Origin of the sequence: Pseudomonas paralactis, assembly GCF_001439735.1 — a bacterium.
Taxonomy (GTDB): domain Bacteria; phylum Pseudomonadota; class Gammaproteobacteria; order Pseudomonadales; family Pseudomonadaceae; genus Aquipseudomonas; species Aquipseudomonas paralactis.
The window spans coordinates 63,006-86,777 of the sequence record NZ_JYLN01000010.1 but is presented as its reverse complement, the minus strand read 5'-3'; the positions used below and the strand labels follow the sequence as shown (position 1 = coordinate 86,777).

Genomic DNA, 23,772 nt, shown 5'->3' with positions numbered 1-23,772 from the left:
GTCACATCTCAAGCGTTGCTGCCTGGACGATGACGAATGAAGCCTGGGGTTTCGGGCATGGTGCCAATCGCACCGGTCCGTATCATTTGCCAATGGGCAAAGCCCTCTAAACCGCATTCACATCCCGCTTGCAAACATTCACTCGGCAAAAGCCCTGAGCGCTGGGCTGGGAGACACATGTCCGTCGATATCACTAAACACAGCTCAAAAGGCTTGTTGTTTTTTCTCGCGCTGTCACTGACCGCAGCGCTCATGAACAGCAGCGCACCCACGCCGCTGTACCCGTTTTACCAAGAACATCTGCAGATCAACGCTGTGGACCTGACCTTTATATTCGGCGCCTACGGCGTCGGGGTTTTGCTGGCTTTGACGACTCTGGCGCGCATCGCCGGCCATGTCAAAGACCAGCGTTTTTTGCTGCTCCCAGCCATTGCACTGGTGCTGATCGGCGCCTGGTTGTGCGCCGAATGCGATTCGTTGTGGGCCCTGTGTGCGGCCCGCGCCATCTCGGGGCTTGGCGCAGGGATCATGACCACCGCGGTGAACGTGACGCTGGTGCGGTTCGGTCCGCTCGACAACGGCAAGCTGGCGGCGACGCTGGCCACCTTGGCAATGATCCTGGGGTTGGCTTTCGGCCCGGTACTCAGTGGCATGGCACTGCAACTGAACCTGTACCCGGCCAGCCTGCCCTTCTGGTCGATCATGGCTCTGGTCACCATCGCCGCCCTCGGCGTACTGGCGCTCTGGCCGCGCCGCGCCCTCCAGCCCCACACCGCCGCTCACACTGCACAAGCGTCGTTAAGTGAAGGGCTGCGCGGTATTGGTCGGCCCTTCCACTTGTGCGCATGGTCGGTGTTTTTCAGTTGGTCGTTCACGGCCTGCGTTTTCGTGATTGGCCCTGGCGCAGCCGAACAGCAACTGGGCTTGAGTGACCGCGGGATGTTTGGCTACAGCATGGCGGTGTACCTGTTGATCGCCGGGGCCAGCCAGCTGTATTGCAAACGCCTGGATGCAGCGCGTGCATTGCGTTCCGGGCTGCTCGCCCAGTGTGCGGCCTTCCTGCTCCTGCTGACGGCCTTCTCGGTCCATTCACTGACGCTCGCGGCGCTGGCCCTGGTAATCGGCGGCTATGCCTACGGGGCCATTTTTGTCGGCAGTGCGCGTCTGATCAATCAGCTGGCTCCCGCCAACTGCCACGCCAAGTTAGTGGCGTATTTCTATATGACCATCTACCTGTTCAACGCTGTGCCTATTCCGCTTGGGCTACTGGTGGATTCGATGGGGCTTGCCCCGAGCGTGCTCGCCGCCTTGGTCTTTTTTCTGGGGCTCGGTGCCGTGCTGGCGATTCTCGCTGCACGGGTCCGACTCCCTCATGCGCATCAACCAACCGGTTGAGCGCTCGTCACCGTTGAATCCTCAGGGTTCTTAATTTTTTGCCTTACGTCAGTACCGGAATCATGAATAAAAAACTTAAAGTGTGCGTCACGATTGCTGCGGTGCTCGCCATTGGCGGCGCCGTCGGCCTGTACCGGCAGTCCACCTCTGCCCAACCTACCCAAACGTCGGCCGGAACGGCTGCGCCGGCCATCCAGGTGGCCGTCGCCACCGCCACGCAAGCCGATATGCCCAACACTCTGGCGGGCATCGGCGAACTGGAAGCCACCCGCCAAGTCATGGTCACCGCCGAAAGCGGCGGCCTGGTACGTTCCATTGCATTCCAACCCGGCGAGCGGGTGAAAGCCGGGCAAACCCTGGTGCAGCTCAACGATGCGCCGGAACAAGGCGAACTGGCCAGGCTTCAGGCCCAGGCCGCCAACGCCAAGGCCCAGTTACTGCGAACCCAGCGTTTGCTGCCTCAGCAGGCGGCGACGCAAGAGGAACTGGATCAAGTGCAGTCCGCCTACTCCCAGGCGCAGGCCGATATCGTGCGGATCAAGGCGCTGATCGATCAAAAACGCATCAAGGCGCCCTTCACCGGCGTGCTGGGTGTGCGCAAGGTCAACCTGGGTCAGTTCGTGCAGGCCGGCGATGCCATGGTGTCGCTGACCGACGCACAGACGCTGTACGCCAATATCACCCTGCCCGAACGTGCCCTCGCACAGCTCAAAACGGGCCAGGAGATGAGCGTCAGCGTAGATGCGTACCCGCAGCGCTTGTTCAAGGGCCACGTCAGTACCCTCGAACCACGTATCGACCCGGGCACCCGTACGGTGCTGGTCCAGGCCACACTAGCGAATCCGGACAACCTGCTGTCACCCGGCATGTACGCCAATGGCGAAGTCCATCTGCCAGCCAAAAAAGATGTCATCAGCGTGCCCGAAACGGCTGTGAGCTACAGCGCCTACGGTGACTTTGTCTACGTGGTCGAGGGCGCCGATACGCAGCTGACCAACACGGTACGCCAGGTCTACGTGAAGACCGGCGAACGCTCCGAAGGCCGGGTCGTGCTGCTTGACGGCGTGAAGGCCGGTGATCGCGTGGTCACCTCCGGTCAGTTGCGCTTGAGCAGCGGCGCCCTGGTACGCATCGCGCTCAAGGACACCGTAGGGCTCGACCAGGCCTCGAGCCGCTGATACACCAAGGATCTGAAAAATGAAATTCACCGACTTGTTCGTGCGGCGCCCGGTATTGGCGCTGGTGGTCAGCACCCTGATTTTATTGATGGGGCTGCTGGCCATAAACAACCTGCCGATTCGTCAGTACCCCCTGACGGAAAGCTCCACGCTGACGATCACCACCCAGTACCCCGGTGCTTCGCCGCAACTGATGCAGGGTTTCGTCACCCAGGCCATCGCGCAATCTGTCGCTACGGTGGAAGACGTCGACTACATGAGTTCGACGTCGACCCAGGGCAAAAGCGTGATCACTGTGCGCATGAAGCTCAACGCCGACTCCAACAAGGCCATGACCCAGGTGATGGCCAAGGTCAACGAGGTCAAATACCGCTTGCCGGAGCAGGCTTACGACCCGGTGATTGTGAAATCCTCCGGTGAAGCCACAGCCGTGGCCTATGTGGGTTTTTCCAGCCCAACGCTGTCCACTGCTGCACTCTCGGACTACTTGCAGCGCGTGGTGCAACCGCAACTGTCTTCCATCGAAGGGGTCGGCAGTATTGACCTCAACGGCGGGCAGAAAATGGCCATGCGTATCTGGCTGGATGCCAATCGCATGGCCGCCCATGGCGTTTCCGGCAGCGATGTGGCCCAGGCCCTGTTGAATAACAACGTGCAGGCTGCGCCCGGCCAGGCCAAAGGTTTGTATGTGGTATCAGATATCCAGATCAACACCGACCTGGTGGATGTCGCCGAGTTTCGCCAGTTGGTGGTCAAGTCCAGTGCAGCCGGTGTGGTACACCTGAACGATATCGCCACGGTGGAACTGGGCGCGGCGTCGACCGACACCAGCGCCACCATGGACGGCGTGCAAGCGGTGTTTTTCGGTTTGAATGCCGCACCCAATGCCAACCCTCTGGTGATCGTCAAGAAACTCAACGAACTGCTGCCGGGCATCCGCGCCAACCTGCCGCCGGACGTGAAAGTCGCTGTGCCGTTTGAGCTGGCACGTTTTATCAGCGCATCGATTGATGAAGTACTCGGCACGCTGGGCGAAGCCATCGCCATCGTGGTGCTGGTGATTTTCTTAAGCCTCGGCTCGGCGCGGGCAGTGATCATTCCGGTGGTCACCATTCCCCTGTCGATGTTGGGTGCAGCCGCGTTCATGTCGATGTTCGGGTTCAGCATTAACTTGCTGACCTTGCTGGCGATGGTATTGGCCATCGGCCTGGTGGTGGATGACGCGATCATTGTGGTGGAGAACGTGCACCGCCATATCGAAGAAGGCAAGTCTCCCACTTATGCAGCCCTGCTGGGCGCGCGTGAGGTGGCTGCGCCGGTGATTGCGATGACCCTGACGCTGGCGGCGGTGTATGCCCCCATCGGCCTCATGGGCGGGCTGACTGGCTCGCTGTTCAAGGAGTTCGCCTTCACCTTGGCCGGCTCGGTGGTGGTCTCCGGCATCATCGCGCTGACGCTGTCGCCGGTGATGAGCTCACTGCTGCTCAACAGCCAGATGAACGAAGGCTGGATGGCGCGCAAGGCCGAGAGCTTCTTCCATCGCCTCGGCAGCGCTTACGGACGCGTGCTGGATCTGTCGCTGCATCACCGTTGGGTCACGTTCACGATTGCGGTCATTGTGTTGATCAGCGTGCCGTGGCTGTACAGCCGTGCCCAAACCGAACTTGCGCCCACCGAAGACCAGTCCACCGTGCTGACCGCAATCAAGTCACCACAGAACGCCAACATTGATTACGTCGAGAAGTTCGGCAAGCAATGGAACGACGTCATGGTGACCTTGCCGGAGCAGAGCAACCTGTGGCTGATCAACGGCAGCAACGGCGTATCCAACAGCATCGGCGGGGTCAACTTCGTCGATTGGGAAAAACGCGAGCGCAACGCCGACCAGATCCAGGGCGATATGCAAAGTCGCGCCAACACCATCGAGGGCAGCAACGTCTTTGCCTTCCAGTTGCCTTCACTGCCGGGCTCGACCGGTGGCCTGCCGGTACAGATGGTGATCAAGAGCGCCGGTGACTACAGCGTGGTCTATGAGGCGATGGAAGCACTCAAGCACGCTGCACGTGAAAGCGGCTTGTTCATGGTGGTCGACAGCGACCTGGACTACAACAACTCGGTGATCAAGATCAAAGTCGATCGCACCAAGGCCAATAGCCTGGGCGTGACCATGAAGGATCTGGGCGACACCCTGGCGGTGCTGGTGGGCGAAAACTACGTCAACCGCTTTGCCATGGACGGTCGCTCCTATGATGTGATCCCGCAGAGCCTGCGTGGTGAACGGCTGACGCCAGAAGCACTGTCGCGCTTTTATGTGACCAGCGCCACGGGTGGGCAAGTACCGCTGTCCAACCTGGTCAGCGTCTCCACCGGGGTCGAGCCCAATCAATTGACCCAGTTCGACCAGCTCAACTCGGCGATCTTCCAGGCGATTCCCAACCCGGGCGTGGCCATGGGCGACGCGGTGAAGTTCCTCGAGGCGCGAGCCAAACTGCTGCCGCCTGGCTTCACTTACGACTGGCTTTCGGATGCTCGCCAATACCATCAGGAAAGCGGCGCGCTGGTCATGGCGTTCCTGTTCGCAATCATCGTGATCTACCTGGTACTCGCTGCGCAGTATGAAAGCCTGCGTGACCCGTTGATCATTCTGATCAGTGTGCCGATGTCGATTTGCGGTGCATTGATTCCACTGGCCCTGGGCATGGCGACCATCAATATCTACACGCAGATCGGCCTGGTGACCCTGATCGGCCTGATCAGCAAGCACGGCATCCTGATGGTGGAGTTCGCCAATGAGATGCAGGTCAAGCAGGGCCTGGACCGGCGTGAGGCGATTCTGCACTCCGCCAAGATGCGCCTGCGGCCGATCCTGATGACCACAGCGGCGATGGTGGCGGGCTTGATTCCCCTGCTGTTCGCCTCCGGTGCCGGTGCCCACAGCCGTTATGACCTTGGTCTGGTGATCGTGGTGGGCATGTTGGTGGGTACGCTGTTCACTTTGTTGGTTTTGCCGACCATGTATTCGTTCATTGCCGTCGACCATCGTATGGCGGCCACCACACCCCGCGCCCGTGCGCTGGCCGCTGCCGATGCAGCCGACGCCGCCACGGCCCATACGGTGTAAGGAGACACATATGCACCCCTTTAATACCTTCGTGATTCGCCCGCTCGCGCTGCTGGTCTGCTCGGCCTGGATGACGGGCTGTACCGTCGGCCCGGACTACCGGGCCAGTAACGAGCCCGCAGTAGAGCTGACTCAAAGCCCCGATACCGCGCTGTATAGCAGCACCCGCGTGCAACAGGATTGGTGGCGACAATTCCAGGACCCACAACTGGATGCGCTGATCGATCAAGCGCTGGCGCGTAACCATGACCTGCGCATTGCACAAGCCCGGTTGCTGGAGGCTCGCGCGGTGCTGGATCAGCGTCAGTTGGACCAACTGCCAACGGTGACCGCCAGCGGGGCTTATTCCCGTAGCCTGTCCCAGGCCAACCCCGGCCCAAGCGGTGAGCGCAACCTGGCCAAGACCTATCAGGCCGGCCTGGATGCGCAGTGGGAGCTGGACCTGTTCGGCAGGCTGCAGCGCCTGTCGCAGGCGTCTTCGGCACGCGCCGAGGCCGTCGCGGCAGACCTGGCGCAAACCCGCATCGTAGTGACCGCCGACGTGGCGCGTCACTACTTCGAACTGCGCGGCGCGCAACGGCAGTTAGCGGTGGCACAGGCCAACCTGAGTAATCAGGAAAAAACCGTGGCGCTGGTCCAGGGCCGCGTGGATGCCGGGCGCGGCACCGCCGACGAGTTGGCCAGCGCCCTGGCCGAGCGCGCACGGGTGCAAGCCACATTGCCGAATCTGGAAACCCGTCAAGCGCTCAGCCGTTATCGGCTCGCCGTACTCACGGGCTCGCGTCCCAATGAGCTGCAAGCGCTGACCGACCTGAAAGCGCTGCCGGCATTGGTCACGCGCTTGCCGATTGGCCAGGTCAGCGACTTGCTGCGACAGCGTCCCGATGTCGCCAGCGCCGAACGCGCTTTGGCGGCCTCGAATGCGGACATTGGTGCCGTGACAGCCGAGCTTTACCCAAGGATCGACCTGGGTGGCTTTCTCGGCTTTGTGGCCTTGCGCGGTGGGGATTTGGGCAACAGCGGCAGCCGCGCGTTCAGCGTGATGCCCTCAGTCAGTTGGCCGGCGCTGCATCTGGCCAGTGTTAAGGCCCGGCAGCGAGAGGCGCAGGCGCGAGAGGTGGGTGCCCGAGCGCGTTATGAGCAAGTGGTGTTGAATGCGATTGAGGAAACCGAGGGTGCGCTGACGACCTATAGCTTGTCGCAGCAACGGGTTCGTAGCCTGGCTGAGGCAGCTGCGCAAAGTGAGCGTGCAGCTCGACTGGCACATGCGCGTTATGAAGCAGGTAGCGCGGCTTATCTGGTAGAGCTGGATGCTCAGCGTACGCAATTGAATGCACAGGATGCGCTGACTCAGGCAGAGACCGCATCGTATCTCAACGTGGTACAGCTTTATAAAGCGCTGGGTGGCGGCTGGCGTGCACCTCAATCAAGCGTATCGAACTGAGAGAATCTGCTGCCATCCATCCTGGTTGGCAGCACTCATCCGGTAATTATTTGCGTTAGGGAAAAAACCGATAAACAAGCATTCAGAATGGGTCACCTACAGACTTTTAACATGCAATGCCGTAAAGCTAATTATAGATAATATTAACCACTATACCAGCAGTAAACTTCCCGAGCGCTGCTGCAGGCGAGATCCATTTCAACCGAGCCTCATAAGCCTTAGAGCTTGACAAAGCAGTTTCTTTTGGTGAAAAGACAAACCGCTGACCATAATTTATTAGCTTATTCGCCGAAACGTCAAAAATACCTATCCCAACCGACTTATTGTTAATTGGCACCAACACATTCAAATCCTGCACGATGCCCGAAATAGCATTTATCGACAAATCCACACCATAAGCAGAGCTGCACGCGCGATTTTCAGTAATAGTGAATGCAACGCTTTTAACTACTTCTCCCTGCTTTGAGTTATTAAGATACGCTTTTCCGAAGTCAATATCCTTAGGACTGATTGATAGCCTTGACTCACAAGGCTCGTATTTTAGCCCGCCAATTCCACTCAGTGTTGGCGCCACTGTCTTAGGGGCGCCCACGCCACCAGCACCGTCAAATTGAAATGCAACCATATTATTTGTCGTGGATAGGTTTCCTGTTTTCAGCGCTGCTGATGGCGTTTTTTTATATAGAAATACCGAATAACTCAGGACCGTAGGATTACCTTGACGACATCCCGAACTACTTATGCACCCAGGCACCATTATGGGTGTTTGGATTTTCTTGGTTTCTGGATACGTGTAAGATTGCCCCATAAACTCGATGCCCAAGCCAATCTCCGCCCCCAGATCGACCGCCTTGGGATTCAAATAAATGTATATATACTCAGCCTCGTTGCGGTTGTCTGCCCAACATTCCAGGCTGATGGTTGTCGGGCTCACCGACCTCCAAACAAAATTGTTTTTTGGCATGATACTAGGAATTGGCGCAGGGTTAATAATAGCCATATGTGTAGAGTCCCCCGTTCCCTCGCATGTCACAGCACTGCATTCCGCACTGCAAACTGCGGCTAACACCACAAGCGTTGCGTAGGCGATTCGCTTTTGCAAAACTTTATCTTGTTGATGGCACGACTGAAAACTCAAATTTCTCAAAACACTAACCCCTATTTTGGAACTTTAAAAACAGCCATAACCCTAACATACTCAACCACCTATTCAACCAGTAGAAGTCGCCCCCCCCCCCGGAGACAAAGCCATTTTTCTATGGCTATTTATCCTACACCGAGCCGTATGACGCGTGTCATTCTATTTTTAATGTCATTAATACTGTCAACCAAAATACTAGCGAACGGAGCGTACGCACCTGCAAACCCCATTACTCATCCTACAAGGCATTTCGAAAAACCCTACACCTAGAACCGAATCCTCCGACAAAGCTAGGCTTTAAACCGTAGGATACTAACCGAACTCTTGTCGGGATTGACTCATAATTAAAAAATATGTTTTTTATTATTAATTTTGCTATCCAATGTAGTTTTAGCAGACGGATTTTATACCCCCTCAACGTCTATCATTAAACTACCCAAAACACTCATTGTGTCAGGCAATATCCCGACAGGGCAAACCCTATGGAAATCGATGCCCGTCACCACTTCTGCCACATTGAACCAACCCAGCTGGAGCCGTTCTGAGATTTATGCAACGATGAACAGCAGCGTTCTATCCTCTTACGGACAAGACGTTTATTAAACCAATATTCCTGGCATTGGCATTAAGTGGCGTGGTACATGGAAGGGCCCATCAATTCCATCTGGTTATACCGAGCCAATAAGAGGAGGAAATATTATCGAACCCGCCCGTGATATTAAGGGATTTACAGATACTCAAACCATTTGGGTGAAACTTATAAAAACGGGCCCAATCAAGCAAGGGGCGTTATCGATCACATCAAATGTCGAAGTCGTGTACTACTGTCCTTGCGACAAAAAATGGGCAGTATCTGTTGTTGGTACCAGTTCAGTAGCAGCTGCACGGAAGTGCTCGCTATCTGCCCCGTATCAACGGTACCTCTAGGTAAATCTCTACAACTGCTTTCAATGGAGTAGGCGGACGCTCCAGCCCAGTAGTGTTTTCCATTAATCTGTCTTGCTCAGGAGAGGATCCAGGAATCAGTATTGCCTCGTACGTCACGCTCACAGATACCTCAAACCTCAATAATATTTCTGACATATTATCATTGCCCCATGAATCAAGTGCATCAGGGCCCGACATTCAGATAAGCAAAGATGGAGGTATAGTCAAGTATGGCCCCGACTCCACCGCGATAGAAACTATCAACCAGTGGAAAGCTGGCGACATACAAACTGGGGCGTCTGTATTTAGAATTTCACTTCGTGCCAGCTATATACAAACCAAGCCAAAAGTCACTACTGGGACAGCCATCGACCGGGCCAATTTCACACTCTGCTATCACTGAGCCAGGTAGACGATCGTCATGACTGATCCTCCATTTTATTCGTTATGGCAGTGGCACGCTTATAAACCAGAATTGCTACTTCGACCCGCCCGACGAACACCTCGACATCTTCATGGGTGCGGGCCAACCCATTCCGCGCAACTAATGCCTCCAACTCACGGCACACCAGAATCAGTGTTTTAGCTTTGCCGACAGCCAATGCACCTCGAATCCGATGCAATAACTGGACAGCCTGATGACTGCCCTGATCAGGATCCAGCGCTTTAAGCTCACTTAAATCTCGCGTGATAGTTTCAATGAACAGTTCGAGCATGCGTTCAGGCACGTTTATCCCGTCCGCATCGCTTGCCTGTGCCGCGATCTCGCAGACTCGGTATACCGTAGGATCAAGCACACTGCGCAAACACAGATAAAGTCCCTGGATATTCATCGGTTTGGATAACCAGTTGTTCATGCCCACGCGGATGCAATGCTCGCCCTCCTCGCGCAGCGCATTGGCGGTGACGCCGATAATCGGCATATCCACATCGCGCTGGCGCAGCGTATCGGCAAGTTCATAGCCGTCCATGAGCGGCATGTTCACATCCGTCAGCAATACGTCGTAAGCCTTCAGTTCCAACTGCCGCAACGCCTGGACGCCATCGGGCACGACATCCACCGTACAGCCGATACGTTCCAGTTGCTCTTTCATCAGCACCTGGTTGACCGGGTTGTCTTCGGCCACCAGCACATTCAGCTCCAGTTGCAGATGCGTCACCGGTGGTTGCGGTAACGGTGCCTCCGATTCGCCAGTGATCGCCATCACCAACGCACGGCAAATGGACCCGACGCTGTTCTGGTTCACCACCACGTCCTGGCCGATAAACTGGGGCGTACTACTGAAATCATGCTGGGCGAAGACATTAATCGCGCCTGAGCTTGCCACCTCAACCTCTTGCGGCATGACCGTCAACACGGCATCAGGCGCCCCGCCCGCGTCATCGCCCATCACGGTAGTGCGTGCACCGTGCCACTCCAGCCAGGCGCACAGGTTATCGGTCAAGGTTGCATAGGGCGTACGAACATCGATGCACTTGCCTGATAACTGGGGCAATAAAGATCGGGGGGCCTCTAGCGTTTCAAGGCTCAACTCAAATATGAATGTACTGCCCTCACCCGGCGCACTGTCCACGGTCAACGCACCTCCCATCATCTGGCTGAGGTGGGCGCAGATAGGCAGCCCAAGCCCGGTGCCGGCGACGGTGTGATGTTTACTGTCGGCCTGGTAAAAACGCTCGAACAGTTGCGCCTGCACCACTTCGCACATCCCTGGGCCGCTATCGGCCACGCGCCATTGCAGGCTCACCTCGCCTGCGCAGACTCCGATAGGCGACAGGAAGACTGCGACATGCCCGCTCTGGGTGAACTTGATCGCATTATTGAGCAGGTTGCCGACGATCTGCTGAATACGCAGGCGGTCGCCCTGCACCAGGTTCGGCACGCGAGGGTCAACACAGCAGTAAAGCGCCAGCCCTTTATTCGCAGCCATCGCCGAGAACCCGCGCACAGTTTCTTCGAGCATTTCCAGTGGCTGGAACGCGACGGACTCCAGAACCAACTGGCCCGCTTCGATCTTGGACAGGTCCAACACATCGCTGATCAAGTGCATCAATACCGCGGACGAACTATCAATGGTGCGCAGGTAGCCACGTTGGCGTTCATCCAGAGAGGTCATGCCCAACAGCTCAAGCGTGCCCAGCACACCGTACAACGGCGTGCGTAGCTCGTGGCTCAGGGTGGCGACGAAGTTGCTTTTCTGTTCATTAGCCGCATCCGCCGCCTGGCGAGCGAGTAGCAACGATGCAGATGCTTCGCGGTGGGAAGAAATATCAGTGAAGGTACACAGCAACACGCTGTCGCCAAGATACTCGGTGGGTGTATAGCGCACATGCAAGACCCGCTGATCGACCAGCAGGCAGCCTTCACCGGTAAGGGGTTTATTTTGCTCAAACAGCGGCCATAGCGCCATCATTGGTGCAAACTCGGTCGGCTCGCCCAACCATTGCGTATACAAACTGTTCTGCGTCACCAGTTCGATCTGCGGCCCCTTGACCACACACAACGCCAGCGGCACCGTTTGCAACAAAGACAGGTTGAAGTCATGGTTGACCAATAACTCCCGAAAGTCATTACTCGCCGGCACCAAAATGCGCCGTCGATACCATCGGATAACCGACCAACCACTGATGACGCATAAACCCAGCAAGCCGACCAGCCCAAGCAACTGCCAACGCGCATCCAGGATCAGTTGTTTATAGGGGATACGATACAGGGCCTGCCAGGCGCCCATGTCCCCGGTGCTGCGCTTGATCAGCAGCCCTGAGGTAGTGAAATGGAAGCCGCTTTCATACTGGTAAATCTGTGGCGACTTGCCGCCCACTACACGCGTGCCGTCCGGCGCGACGATGTCGACATCGCTGTACAGCGGCAGATCAAAAAACTGCTTTTCTATCCTTACCCCGGGCGCGTCAAACTCGTCCCAATACAGCAAGGTAGCGGCAACCAGTTCCCTGGGGGGGCCCTTTCGTTCCCACTGGTCTTCTTCGATGCGACCAGAGACGTAGCCCAGTATTTGTTGAATGTCCTCACCACCCAAAAAGAAATGACTGGGCCGCCAGCGCACCAGCAAGTCACTGCTCAAGGGCGGCAGCTGACGCGCAGATTGCTTGACCTCGTTCAAGACCTGGGAAAAATTGCGCTGGCCTGGATGAGGCTGGGGGCTGATCGCAGGAATCGCGATGTCGAAATCGCTCGACAGATCAAACACGAACATTTGCGGCGACGCGAAGGTTGAACCGCTCCAGAAGTCGCCATACACATTTGCCAGCGCACCCCCCAATTGCAGCTGTTGGCTCAAGACACCGTCATGCGCGTCGGCGGCCTTGATGGGCAATGCCGCCGAAAACGTTGTGGCGACCTGTGACGCCTGGCCTTCATAAATGCGCATGTTGCCCTGAGTCGTTTGGTTGACCACATAAGCTTCAGGGTTGAATACCGGCTTGTATTCCAACTGGCTGCTGGCCTTGATCGCCCGCAGCAGAAAAATCTCATGATCGTAGGCTCGGCCCACGAAACGCATGAAGTGATAATCGACTTTGAGCACTTCGCCGCGAATGATCTTGTAGGTCACCCAATAGCCGGTCACTGCGAAAAACACCAGCAACAACAAGGACATCAGCAGACCAAAACTCAGGCGCAGCGAGACTTTTTCAAGCTTGCCGACGCTCGATTGCCTATAGCGCATACGCGGTGCCGTTTGCAGCGTTCATGAGGGTGCTTTGAGCCTTTGAAAGTTCATGTGCGGTTACCGGACAACCGTCCGCTCGGGTGAGTCTATAGGCTTTTCATTAGTTGATAAGATTAGTCCTACGCACACGCTCGAAAGAGCTGACGTTTATGGTTACGCATATCCCGCAAAATTGACTCATGGTCATCCCTTGCAGGGCATTACATGAAAACCTCAGCCACACTCAGCCTAAGTCAGATTCCAGCCGCCCCCAAGGTTCAAGAGCCCGACGCCCAGGAGCTGCGCCAAGGGTTGGCGGATCACGCGTTTGTGGGTTTTTACCAACCTCAGCTTTCGTTGAAAACGGGTACGATTAGCGGCTTGGAAGTTCTCGCCCGCTGGCGGCACCCTCACAACGGCCTGTTGACGCCCGGTTATTTTCTACAGGCCCTGGAACGCCATGACCTGATAGATGAGCTGTTCCTGCGCCTCTTCGAGCAAGGGCTGATCCTGCGCCAGAAACTGGCCAGTCTGAACCTGCCATTGACGATGTCATTCAACCTTCAACCGTCTCAACTCAGCAACCCCATACTGAGCCAGGCGATTAAAGTGCTGCTGCGTGCACATGAGTGCCCTGCCCGAAGCATCATCTTCGAGATCACAGAAACCGGCACGCTCAATCCGTGCAGTGTCGCCATGAACAACCTCTTGCAACTCAAGCTGCTGGGCTGCGGTTTGTCCATGGATGACTTTGGCACCGGTTTCTCGTCACTGGAGCGCTTGTGTGATGTGCCTTTCACCGAGCTCAAACTCGACGCCGGTTTCGTACACAAACTCGACACGCACTCGGCCTGCACCGCCATTGTCGCCCACACTGTAAGCCTGGCAGCCAGCCTGGGTGTGTCACTGGTGATCGAGGGTGTCGAGACCCCGGCCCAGCTCAAGCGGCTCAAAACCCTGGGCGTGTCCATTGTGCAGGGATACGCCGTTGCGCCGCCGATGGCGGATACCGCGCTGCTGCCTTACATCCTTGAATACATAGCGGGCTCACAGGTGGTGCTGACGTCAGTCTGAACGCCCATTCACATCGCTCTAACTTCCCACCCCATCCGCCACGTCCGTGGTCGACCTTGAGCCGGCCAGCGCGGCGTACTTGGCATTTTGCAGTCAGGTATACGTTTTCATGTCCACGCTCAAAGCCTTCGTGGCTTTCTTCACCGTACTGCTGCCGGCTGTATCGTACGGCGGTGCCGCAACGATACCCATGCCGCAACAGCCCCTTCACTTGCTTAGCCAAGTGAGTCAGGAACCACAAAAGCTGCAATTACCGGAAGCAGACTGGGCCTGGTTGCGCCAACGGCGTGCCCTGACCCTGGGCGTGGTCGCACCGTTCACCCTGCCCTTCGACATGGTCTACGGCAACGGTGATTACGAGGGCATCAGCGCTGACGTGGTGACAATGCTCAAGCAACAACTGGGCCTGGATCTCAAAGTCATCGGGTTTGCTGACCGTGGGCAAGCGATGGCCGCCTTGCGAGCTGGCGAAATCGATTTGATCAGCCGATCCAGCGACTATGACCGCGACTCTTCTGACACGGTGGTGACGCTTCCGTACAGCGTCAATGCCCCCGTACTCTATCAACGCCAGGACAGCGACATTGCAGTCCCCCCAAATCTCAAAGGGCTTACCGTAGCGGTCTCCAAAGATTACCTGCCATACGCACTACTGACCGAACGCTATCCCCACGCGCAGTTTTTTACCTACGGCACCACCGCGCAAGCTTTAGCCGCCGTAGCATTCCAAAACGTCGACGTGTTTCTGGGCGACTCGGTCAGCACCCACTACCTGGTCAACCATAGCTTTTTCAGCTATCTCAAATTTATCCAGTTTGTGAAAATCGACTCAGGCGGCTATGGGTTTCTGCTCAAGCAGGAAGATCAACGCCTGCTACGCATTCTCAATGCTTCACTGACCACCTTTGGCCAACTGCGCATGAGCTACCTGATCAAGCGCTGGACCGGTGGCGGCACGGTGATGCCGGACGATAATGTACACCTCACCGCCCAGGAAAAACGCTGGCTGGCCCAGCACCCAGTGGCGCGCTTCATGATCAACGATGACATGGCACCCTCGGCTTTTTTTGACGCCAAGGGCCGCTTCAACGGTGTTATATCCGATTTGTTCGAGATCATCACCCAACGCACCGGGCTCAAGTTCGAGATTCAACGCGCCTCGAGTTTTGAAGGCATTCAGGACGCTTTACGTGACGGCGATACTGATTTAGCCGTGTTGACGGCCAGCCCGGAGCGCTTGAACCATATCCGTTTCAGCCATCCATTCGCAACCAGCTCGTTTGCGCTGGTCGCGCCGACGGCTGAATCGGGCCGAGAGCGTTCGAGTCTCAATGCTTTGGCCGGCAAGCGCCTGGCCATTGTCCAGGGGCATGTGCTGATCGACAGCATTCGCAAAGGCTTTCCCACGGTGAAGTTGATCACCCCGGCAAACAACCTGGAGGCCATGCGCATGGTGGTTAATGGCGACGCCGACGCTGTGTTGATGACCTTGTCCATGGCTCGTTACTACACCGCGCGCCTCTATGAAAAAGAACTGCGCGTGGCCGGTGTGGTTGACGGCCAGGCGGCCACCGCCAACTTCGCCATGCGCCGAGGCGAAACCGAGCTGCAGTCGATCATGGATAAAGCCCTGCTGAGCATCCCACCTGACGAGCTTAATGCAATCACCATTCGCTGGCGTGCCAATGCGGCCATGAGTGGCCAGAACTGGCGTGACTACAAATTGGTAATCCTGCAGATCATTTGCTGCGCATTGCTGGTGCTGCTGGTTTCGATCATTCGAATCGTGCAATTACGCCGTCAGATACGGCGCCGAGTCACCGCTGAAAAAGCCCTTAATGATCAGTTGGAGTTTCTGCAAACCTTGAACCATGCCATGCCCGTGCCGGTATATGTACGCGACCGCGAAGGACGCCTGCTGTCATGCAGCCGCAGCTATGAACATGTCATGAAGCTCTGCCAATCCGAGGTGCTGGGTAAAACCGCGTTGCAAACGAACCACGGTGATATCGAACTTGCGCCCTCGCTTCACCAGAGTTATCTGCAAGCGATGGAGGATGGCAACGCCATCGAACAGCAACTGCAGATCACCATCGAGGGACAACCCCACTTCATCGAGCATTGGATTCAGCCGTTTCGTGACTCTAATGGCACGATCGCCGGAGTGATCTGCGGCTGGCAGGACATCTCGCAACATCATCAACTGATTGAGCAACTGCAGCAGGCTAAAACCCAGGCTGACGAGGCCAGCCGCGCCAAAACCCAATTTCTTGCGACCATGAGCCACGAAATCCGCACGCCCATGAGCGCGGTGATTGGCACATTAGAGTTAGCGCTCAAACGCGCTGATCATGGCGTACTGGATCGGGTGAACATCGACGTGGCCTACACGGCCGCCAAGAACCTGCTTGAGCTGTTGGGCAATACGCTGGATATCGTACGCATTGAATCCGGGCACTTGAGCTTCTCACCACGCCGGGCCAACCTCAAGAATCTGGTGGAGATGGTGGCGCGGGTATTCGAAGGGCTGGCGAGAAAGAAGAAACTGGACCTGATTCTGGAAATCGACGCCGGTACCACCCTGGACGTCTCTATCGACCCTCTGCGCTTCAAGCAAGTACTGTCGAATTTGGTGAGCAATGCGATCAAGTTCACTGAGCGCGGCCGTATCGTCATCCGCTTGGTATGCCGCGTGTTGAACGGGCAGACACTCAACATGCATCTGCAAGTTCAGGATACCGGCATAGGCATCAGTGAGGCAGACCGGCAGACGCTGTTTCGCCCCTTTGCGCAAGTGACTCAGTCGGACCTCTCGGTCCATGGCGGCAGCGGCCTCGGGTTGGTTGTGTCGCGGTCGCTGTGCGAGATGATGGGTGGCCGCCTGGAACTTACCAGCACGCCGGGGCAAGGCACTACGGTCAATGTAACGCTCAAGCTCAAGCTTCTGGAACCGCTGCCTGAAGAAGAACTGCCATTGCCCGCGTCCTCCGAGGCTACTCCGAGCTGGGCCATGCGAGTGCTGATCGCAGACGACAATACCTTGAACCGTCAAATGCTGCGCGCGCAGCTGGAGTACCTGGGCTGCAAGGTGATTGAAGCCAGCAATGGGCTGGAGGCGTTGGAGGCCTGGCGTGCCTTTCCGGTTGACTGGCTTATCACGGATTACCACATGCCGGTCATGGACGGAGTAGAACTGACACTGGCGATCCGCAAGGAAGAACAGCAACGCAACGCCAGTGCATTGACGATTCTGGGGCTGACAGCCGACGCCCAGCAGGAAGAAATGGACCGCTGTCTTAATGCTGGCATGGGCGACTGTCTGATCAAACCCATCAGCCTGGCCATCCTCGAACAGCGCCTGGCATCACTGGAGCCAGCGGATAAGCCGGCCTATAAAGGCGCCAGACCGACGCTGCATGGGCCTGAATTCGACATGAATCTGCTCCAGCCGATTACCGGTGGCAACCCGGCAATCATTCAACAACTGCAAGCTGAATTGATGCGCAGCAATCAACAGGATATCGAACAGTTGCGTGACTTCAGTGAGACACGGGACCTCGCCGGCATTGCCGAGCTGGCTCACCGTTTGAGGGGTAGCGCAGCATTAATGCGCAATGACTATCTGCTTGGGTTGTGCAAGGAACTGGAGCATGGCTGCCGAACCGGCGCCGAGGACGTACCGGCGCAGGTCAGGCAGGTGAAGAAGGAGTTACGGCGCATTCAAAACATGCTCGAGCCCTAGGCTGTGAGCGACTACGCCAAGCCATTGCGCTTGGCCAACTCGCCCAGGGCAATCAGGTTTTCCACACTCAGCTTGCGTTGCAGGCGGATTTTGTATGTGCTCACCGTCTTGTGGTTGATCATCAACTCATCGGCAATGGCCTGGTTGCCCATACCCCGCGCCAGCAGTTTCAACACGGTGATCTCACGATCGGACAGTTGCGCAATCAGCTGGCTTTCCTCGCTGGCGGCCTGGGTATTGTCGCGTAACTGGTGGATGGTGTTGGCCGGAAAATAGCTGTAACCCGACAGCACCGCCTTCACCGCGCCTATCAGTTCGTCCAGATTGTCATCTTTGCAGACAAAACCTGCCGCACCGGCTTGTAACGAGCGCATGGCGAAGTTGCGAGTGTCACCAGAGGTGAGGATCAACACACGGGTGGAAATGCCGATAGCCTTCAAGTGCGCGATGACGGAGAGGCCATCCATTTTCGGAATACTCAGGTCAAGAACGATCAGATCTGGAAGCAATTTTCGGATAATTTCCACCGCGTCCACGCCGTTGTCGACTTCGGCGACAATCGAGTGGCCTTCTTGCTCGAGCATCACGCGCACAGCCATGCGCATCAGGGGGTGGTCGTCGACGATGACTATGTTGCCCATGGTCTGGTTATTCCTGAGGTAATATATTCATAGATAATGCCTTGCATGCAGAGCAAATCAAAGGATTATACGCACAAGCGCAAGGAAAGCCTTCTGGCTCAACTTGAACTATTTAGGGAAAAAATAAAGTATACCCAAGAACAAGCATTATTTGTAGGACAACGTAACTGTCACACCTGCCCTCACTGAACCCGGGCGCGCCACGGTTGAGGTTCGTATATAGCGAACGTTCATGGCTTTGCTTATCATGCCACCGCCATTTGGCATGCTTCCGAACAGGCGTATCGACGTAGAACCGAACTTAACGGGCGTCATACCATCGACCACCTGTAATGAGACACCCGAGGCCTTTTTCGCCGCATCAGCTAATGTGAGCGTCGAGGACTGGTTGGCTGAATCGTTAACATCGCTCATCGAATAGCTGACCTGATAAGCGGGTGTACTACCGGCACAGGTTAACCCTAGTTGAAAGCTGGCAGCCTCGTTGCTATCCCCTGGCATAGGAATTGCCGAGAGATTTACTGATTTCAGCTTTAACTCAGCAGGAATTGCCAGTGTGCATGAAGGACCATTCACAATAAATGAGAAGGCCGAAAGATTCATGCCTGATTCGGCAACGAACCCCACAGAGGTAATCTTACCTTTGACTAACCCAGCGCTATTAATTGTGTACACACCAGGCGTCATCGATTTTGACGGGGAGTAGAACTTGATTCTCACAGTAGCAGGAAGCTTGAATTCGGTAATCACGGGGGGGTATATAGCGTGGGAGTATGATGTACCAAACGGGCGAAGAACTCCGTCAGGCCCTGCCACACCGCCAAAATAAAAAACATCACGCTCGCTCGTCGTGTATAGCTTGTAAGAAACGCCCTCGAACAACTGCGTCTTGCCGGAATCGTTGCCCGCTGGCGTTATCTCATTTCTCAAGAGATAAGAACCGCTCATGCCATTGCAGCTAACTTGAAGCTCTGCAGTGTGCCATGATTTCGACAACATGCCTCCCGTGTTATTGGCTATAGCTGGGATCCATGGAGCGAGGCTAAATCCCGACTCTTGCACACACCCAGCCGCCACTACGAGTGGAGCATATGCGGCCAGCAATACAATAATAGCTTTGAGAAATTTCATTTATTTAATCCCAACATAATGAATCGTCGAATTGCGCGCTGCCTCCTTCACTAAAAATCGCTTAAACTGTAAATATTACTTACAAAAAGCGCCTTAACTAAACCCTGCATGAACAGACCGAACTACAATCTAACGCCTTATGAATAAAGTAGACACTCCTAAATTTGCCGAGTGCCCAGTCGTCATTTGGCGCATTGTCAATACGTATTGACACCTACCTCCCTAAATCCAATACCAAAAGAACATTGATATTCTATCCCATATGTTTTCCATATAAAAATACCAGCTTATCTCGCCGAACTACAAACACACACCGCTGTACTGCTCGTACATCAACTCTTTATTAACCGGCGGCAGATCATATTTAACTTCACACGCCAGACTACCCCATTTAACTTTGAATGTGCCCACATCCTTTAAACCAAAAACAAGTAGTTTCGAAGCGTTATCCACCAACCCAAGAACCTTCCCTTCATCGTCATATGCCTGCGCGCCAAATGGTAAATGCGCACCTTTGCCGTCCGTTAAGTTAAATTGAAGTCTACGCCCTGACTCGACCTCAAAGTGAGTTTTAACAACTGCGCCGCGAGTCGGCACTACTTTCTTCGAACTTTCCGCCACTTCGATACTGCTGCCCATCGTACTGGTATCCAAATTAATCCAGTTATAACGATAGGGCTGCGCATAAGGCACAACCGCATAACCCTTGCTATCGGTTCTTACCGCATTGGATGAATCAATACCGATACCTTTGGTATCAGGTATTTCGACCAAGGCAAATGTTTCACCCACGGGCTGCCCCAACGTGACACCACCGCTGTGAACGACAACCGAACCTGATGCGCCGACATCCAAATGCTTGTTATCACGTCCCTGCCCATAGTTACCGCTGACTTTTGCAGTCGGCGTATCCCAGTTGACACCGAAACTGGCAGAGCTGCCACTGATTTTACTGTGGCTGCCTTGCGCTGAATAATTTAGAGTGTTTTCATCATTCAAGTTACCGGACAATCCTGTCTGAATCGCAGACTCACCCTGGTTTGAGGTGGTAACGCTGGTGTACAGGCGCTGCGAGCGGCGAGTGTCGCCAAACGGAATGCTGAACGATGCCGTCATCTGATTATCGGCACCTTGACTCCCAGCCTGCCCTTCGGTACGGGAGACCGCAAAGCTGTAGCTGATATCCGAATAGTTACCGTTGTAGCCGAACTGCCAGCGCCGGGTACTGCCTTGCCTGTTCCAATAACTGGTTTCGCCGAGGCTCAAAAACAATGAGCCACGTCCGTCCAGAGATTGGTTGACGTTCACATCAAAGCGACTTTTCTGTCGGCCATAATAAGGTGTAGCGACGTGCTCTTGTTCTTCAACATGTTGACTGAAGGTGCGATAGGACTCAGTGGAGTAGCGATAACCGACCATCGTAAAGGTGGTATCGGTCTGGCTAAGCGTCTTGGAATAAAGGAATCGCGCACTTTGACCTACGTTTTTACGCCCGGAACGCTCTTGCGAACTGCTGTTGGTGACGTCAAAGGATAATCCACCCCACGGAGAGTTAACCCCCACCCCCAAGTTTAATGCCTTATACGCCTGGGCCGCTATCAGGCCACCGTAGCCAGTGAAATTATCCGTCACCCCGTACACCAAGGTACCCTGGGTAAACTTAGGCGCGGCTTGACCTTCATTGGAATACTCACCAGCCGCCAGACTGTAGCGCGTGTTTCCACGACGGGTCATGACCGGGAGATAAGAATAGGCCTGGGAGTATTGGCGCTCGCGCCCATCAGCCTCAATGATCTTGATGCTCAGGTCACCGTTGGACCCACTGGGGTAGATATCGCTGATCTCGAAAGCGCCCGCAGGGACAGTGGCCGAATAGATGACGTAGTTGTTCTGGCTGATTTCAACCGTCGCATTCGTTTCCGCAATACCTCGCACCACCGGAGCAAAGCCCACCTCATCATCGGTCAACATGCCCAATTCCGAGGATAGCTGCGCGCCTTTGAATCTCACGCTGTCAAAGATTTCACCCTGGCTGTACAACTCCCCCGCCGCGAGCTTACCTTTAAGGCTGCGAATGTCGCGCTCTACATAAGTACGGTTGCTGGTGAATTTGTCACGTACCCCCGTAGAACCTGAAATCGACGACTCATTGCGCAGGCGCCATGCGCCAATATTCAAGCCGTTGCGCAGACCGACATAGCGGTAATCGCTATTGTAGCCCTGGTTGATATTGCGGCTGAAATTGGTCTGGTAATTTGAGTAGAACGCAGTAATACCGTCATCCCATAATGACGGATCAACATACCCACGAGACTGGCGCTGGATATACGCTTGAGGCATGCTGATCTGCAAAGCCAGTGCCGTGACGTCGAACTCCACACCCGCACCAGGCGCAAGCGACTCTACGTCAATCAATGTTTTATCATCTGCCTTCGCGGCAATCAGCTTTTCCTGCTCCAGGCGAACGACGTTGACGCCCACTGCCTTGAGCACCGAGAGAGGTATGAGCGGCTTGACCTCATTGTCTTTACCATTGGTAGCAAACTCAATACGCTGGCGCAGGATGAGTTGCTGGTTTAGATAAATATCGACATTGTAGTGACCAGGGGCAACCGAACTTCCCTGCTCGAAATACTTCAACTCAACCGGCGCACCCTGCTTACTCAGAAATGCACTATTGAATTCGACCGCAGACGCAACCGAGGGAACCGAGGCGCCGAGGGCAAAAAACCCCGTCGACCCAAGACTCCCGAGCAGCGTCATCGTGCGCCGACTCCCTGATCGAAACACCCACATAAGATTATGCCTCACAACTATCAACGTTTACTCTTAAGCGGCAACCGAACAGAAAAACCTGAAAGATTAACCAGCATCCCCTTCACCCACATAAGCTATTGGTGCCCCATAATCGTTAATGGCTTTATACTCAACGCTAAACCGCTCTTTGGAGGCCAATATGCCTCCCGAATCAACCGGGAATTTTAACGTTGCGCCAGGGCTGATCATTTCTGCTTGAACCGTATAGCGCTTGCCTGACTGCTTTAAATAAACCTCTCCAAATGAGATATAAAATGGCGATGTATTACTTGCGACAAGCCACGCCTTTCCGGACTCATGAATCAGCTGCCACTTCAGTTGCTTGGCGGACTCCTCCTCCGAACCTATAAGGCCTGTAGGACGGTAGAAAATCTTGATACGTTGGCGAATGGCGATCTGTAACGTATTATCCGATTCTGATTTTTGCGGTATTTCTTGTACGTTTAGCCAGAACACAGACTCTTTATCCGCTGGCAAGCCTTTGCCCGCATAAAAAATGCGCAAACTTTGTTGTTTACTGGCCCCGAGACGACTAAGTGCAGGGGTTAAAGCGAAAGGCACAGCTTGTTCCGAAACATTGGCCGCTGGCTCTATCCATGACTGAACCATGATGTCTTTATCACCATCATTCTTGACCATGATTGAGGTTTCTTTAAGCTTCTCCTGATAAACAACACGTGTACCACCCAATGTAATACCCGCACTTGAAACACCACTGAACAGCAACACACATCCCGCCAAAAAACATTTGGATAGCAGCTTCATTATATTTTGCCTGTGCAGAAGCTGGAGAAGCACTTACGTGCTTCTCCAACAAACGACTTACTCGTAGGTCAGCGTAAACGGCAGGTTGCCATTGGCCGTACCCGGCACGACTACGTCACCGTTGGCGACATAAGAAGCACGCAAGTTCAAGTTAGCGGAGTATTTAATATCTGGATCGGTACCGGCCTTGATCAAAGGGGAGTCAAACGAACCGTTACCGGCCAAATTAATCAGGGTATTGCTGGCGTCATACAAACCGATCCCCACGCCAGTAGCAGTGCCCGTAGTTTTCAGCAAATTGTTATTTTTAATATCTACGCCGCTACCCGAATTCGGGTCAAATTTCACCTTAACTGTGGTCAAGCCAGCAGCGGTATTGCCACAATCAAGATTGAGATTGATCGCCGAGCCCGCAACGATTCCGGCCTGGCTATTTTTCAACGAGTCGATGCTCACCTTACCCATTTTTACATCAATAACTTTCTGGGTGGTACCCGTGACACCGGTACCGGCACCGGCACTGATACCGCAAGAAGCCGCCGTCACTTCGCCGGTAAAATTGATAGTACCGTCAGCAGCCATTGCAGATGTAGCGAAAAGCCCAACGATGGACGACGCGAGAATTAGTTTGAATGGAATAGACACGACTGTGTACCTCTAGGTTGGCAAAAACAAATAGATAAGTTCACTCTGCTTAAGAGTTCCCGAATTCTACCCATCTCACAGAA

General features: G+C 55.0%; 14 protein-coding genes. 7 read left to right on the top strand and 7 right to left on the bottom strand.

The features are described 5' to 3' along the window. Positions 1-177: 177 nt before the first annotated feature. The 4 genes from TX23_RS22335 (at position 178) to TX23_RS22320 (ending at position 7,138) form a co-directional block, all read left to right on the top strand. Positions 178-1,395: an MFS transporter gene (locus TX23_RS22335; RefSeq protein ID WP_057704056.1), complete on the top strand. Its 1,218-nt coding sequence runs from the start codon at positions 178-180 to the stop codon at positions 1,393-1,395. Positions 1,396-1,457: 62 nt separating this feature from the next. Beyond that, positions 1,458-2,573, top strand: coding sequence for an efflux RND transporter periplasmic adaptor subunit (locus TX23_RS22330; RefSeq protein WP_057704055.1), 1,116 nt, complete (start codon positions 1,458-1,460; stop codon positions 2,571-2,573). Positions 2,574-2,592: 19 nt separating this feature from the next. Further along, the gene (locus TX23_RS22325; RefSeq protein ID WP_057704054.1) at positions 2,593-5,694 is read left to right on the top strand and encodes a MexW/MexI family multidrug efflux RND transporter permease subunit; all 3,102 of its coding nucleotides are present in this window, start codon (positions 2,593-2,595) and stop codon (positions 5,692-5,694) included. Positions 5,695-5,704: 10 nt separating this feature from the next. Continuing rightward, positions 5,705-7,138 (top strand): efflux transporter outer membrane subunit, encoded by a 1,434-nt coding sequence (locus TX23_RS22320; RefSeq protein WP_057704053.1) that lies wholly within the window; start codon positions 5,705-5,707, stop codon positions 7,136-7,138. Between the two features lie 127 nt (positions 7,139-7,265). Here TX23_RS22320 and TX23_RS27525 read toward each other — a convergent pair whose 3' ends face one another. Next, on the bottom strand, positions 7,266-8,138 hold the full coding sequence (locus tag TX23_RS27525) for a fimbrial protein (RefSeq protein ID WP_081007117.1): 873 nt from the start codon (positions 8,136-8,138) through the stop codon (positions 7,266-7,268). Positions 8,139-9,210: 1,072 nt separating this feature from the next. On the opposite strand from TX23_RS27525, the gene TX23_RS28855 reads away from it, so the two are divergent. Continuing rightward, positions 9,211-9,609: a fimbrial protein gene (locus tag TX23_RS28855; protein WP_407071391.1), complete on the top strand. Its 399-nt coding sequence runs from the start codon at positions 9,211-9,213 to the stop codon at positions 9,607-9,609. A 16-nt stretch (positions 9,610-9,625) separates the two neighbouring features. Here the strand turns inward: TX23_RS28855 and TX23_RS22315 are convergent, their stop codons facing one another. After that, a complete protein-coding gene (locus TX23_RS22315) occupies positions 9,626-12,892 on the bottom strand; it encodes a hybrid sensor histidine kinase/response regulator (protein ID WP_057704052.1) in 3,267 nt (1,088 codons plus the stop codon). A gap of 207 nt (positions 12,893-13,099) precedes the next feature. Here TX23_RS22315 and TX23_RS22310 point away from each other — a divergent pair, with 207 nt between their 5' ends. Then, positions 13,100-13,948 (top strand): EAL domain-containing protein, encoded by an 849-nt coding sequence (locus tag TX23_RS22310; RefSeq protein ID WP_057704051.1) that lies wholly within the window; start codon positions 13,100-13,102, stop codon positions 13,946-13,948. Between the two features lie 109 nt (positions 13,949-14,057). Then, positions 14,058-17,690: a transporter substrate-binding domain-containing protein gene (locus TX23_RS22305; protein ID WP_082629687.1), complete on the top strand. Its 3,633-nt coding sequence runs from the start codon at positions 14,058-14,060 to the stop codon at positions 17,688-17,690. 11 nt (positions 17,691-17,701) lie between these two features. Here the strand turns inward: TX23_RS22305 and TX23_RS22300 are convergent, their stop codons facing one another. The 5 genes from TX23_RS22300 to TX23_RS22280 all read right to left on the bottom strand — a co-directional run bounded on the left by TX23_RS22300 (position 17,702) and on the right by TX23_RS22280 (position 23,689). After that, on the bottom strand, positions 17,702-18,331 hold the full coding sequence (locus TX23_RS22300) for a response regulator transcription factor (protein WP_005787308.1): 630 nt from the start codon (positions 18,329-18,331) through the stop codon (positions 17,702-17,704). Positions 18,332-18,478: 147 nt separating this feature from the next. Further along, positions 18,479-19,462, bottom strand: coding sequence for a fimbrial protein (locus TX23_RS22295; protein ID WP_057704050.1), 984 nt, complete (start codon positions 19,460-19,462; stop codon positions 18,479-18,481). A 300-nt stretch (positions 19,463-19,762) separates the two neighbouring features. After that, positions 19,763-22,225 (bottom strand): fimbria/pilus outer membrane usher protein, encoded by a 2,463-nt coding sequence (locus tag TX23_RS22290; protein ID WP_082629686.1) that lies wholly within the window; start codon positions 22,223-22,225, stop codon positions 19,763-19,765. A 99-nt stretch (positions 22,226-22,324) separates the two neighbouring features. Further along, positions 22,325-23,044: a fimbrial biogenesis chaperone gene (locus TX23_RS22285; RefSeq protein WP_057704159.1), complete on the bottom strand. Its 720-nt coding sequence runs from the start codon at positions 23,042-23,044 to the stop codon at positions 22,325-22,327. Positions 23,045-23,101: 57 nt separating this feature from the next. Further along, positions 23,102-23,689 carry a fimbrial protein gene (locus TX23_RS22280; RefSeq protein ID WP_057704048.1) on the bottom strand — a complete coding sequence of 196 codons (588 nt, stop codon included), beginning with the start codon at positions 23,687-23,689 and terminating at the stop codon, positions 23,102-23,104. Between the last annotated feature and the right edge of the window lie 83 nt (positions 23,690-23,772).

Coding starts and splice junctions, on each gene's coding strand:
- TX23_RS22300 (WP_005787308.1), bottom strand. CDS start 18,331: ATGGGCAACATAGTCATCGTCGACGACCACCCCCTGATGCGCATGGCT.
- TX23_RS22290 (WP_082629686.1), bottom strand. CDS start 22,225: ATGACGCTGCTCGGGAGTCTTGGGTCGACGGGGTTTTTTGCCCTCGGC.
- TX23_RS22320 (WP_057704053.1), top strand. CDS start 5,705: ATGCACCCCTTTAATACCTTCGTGATTCGCCCGCTCGCGCTGCTGGTC.
- TX23_RS22295 (WP_057704050.1), bottom strand. CDS start 19,462: ATGAAATTTCTCAAAGCTATTATTGTATTGCTGGCCGCATATGCTCCA.
- TX23_RS22310 (WP_057704051.1), top strand. CDS start 13,100: ATGAAAACCTCAGCCACACTCAGCCTAAGTCAGATTCCAGCCGCCCCC.
- TX23_RS22335 (WP_057704056.1), top strand. CDS start 178: ATGTCCGTCGATATCACTAAACACAGCTCAAAAGGCTTGTTGTTTTTT.
- TX23_RS22325 (WP_057704054.1), top strand. CDS start 2,593: ATGAAATTCACCGACTTGTTCGTGCGGCGCCCGGTATTGGCGCTGGTG.
- TX23_RS27525 (WP_081007117.1), bottom strand. CDS start 8,138: ATGGCTATTATTAACCCTGCGCCAATTCCTAGTATCATGCCAAAAAAC.
- TX23_RS22305 (WP_082629687.1), top strand. CDS start 14,058: ATGTCCACGCTCAAAGCCTTCGTGGCTTTCTTCACCGTACTGCTGCCG.
- TX23_RS22315 (WP_057704052.1), bottom strand. CDS start 12,892: ATGCGCTATAGGCAATCGAGCGTCGGCAAGCTTGAAAAAGTCTCGCTG.
- TX23_RS22330 (WP_057704055.1), top strand. CDS start 1,458: ATGAATAAAAAACTTAAAGTGTGCGTCACGATTGCTGCGGTGCTCGCC.
- TX23_RS22285 (WP_057704159.1), bottom strand. CDS start 23,044: ATGAAGCTGCTATCCAAATGTTTTTTGGCGGGATGTGTGTTGCTGTTC.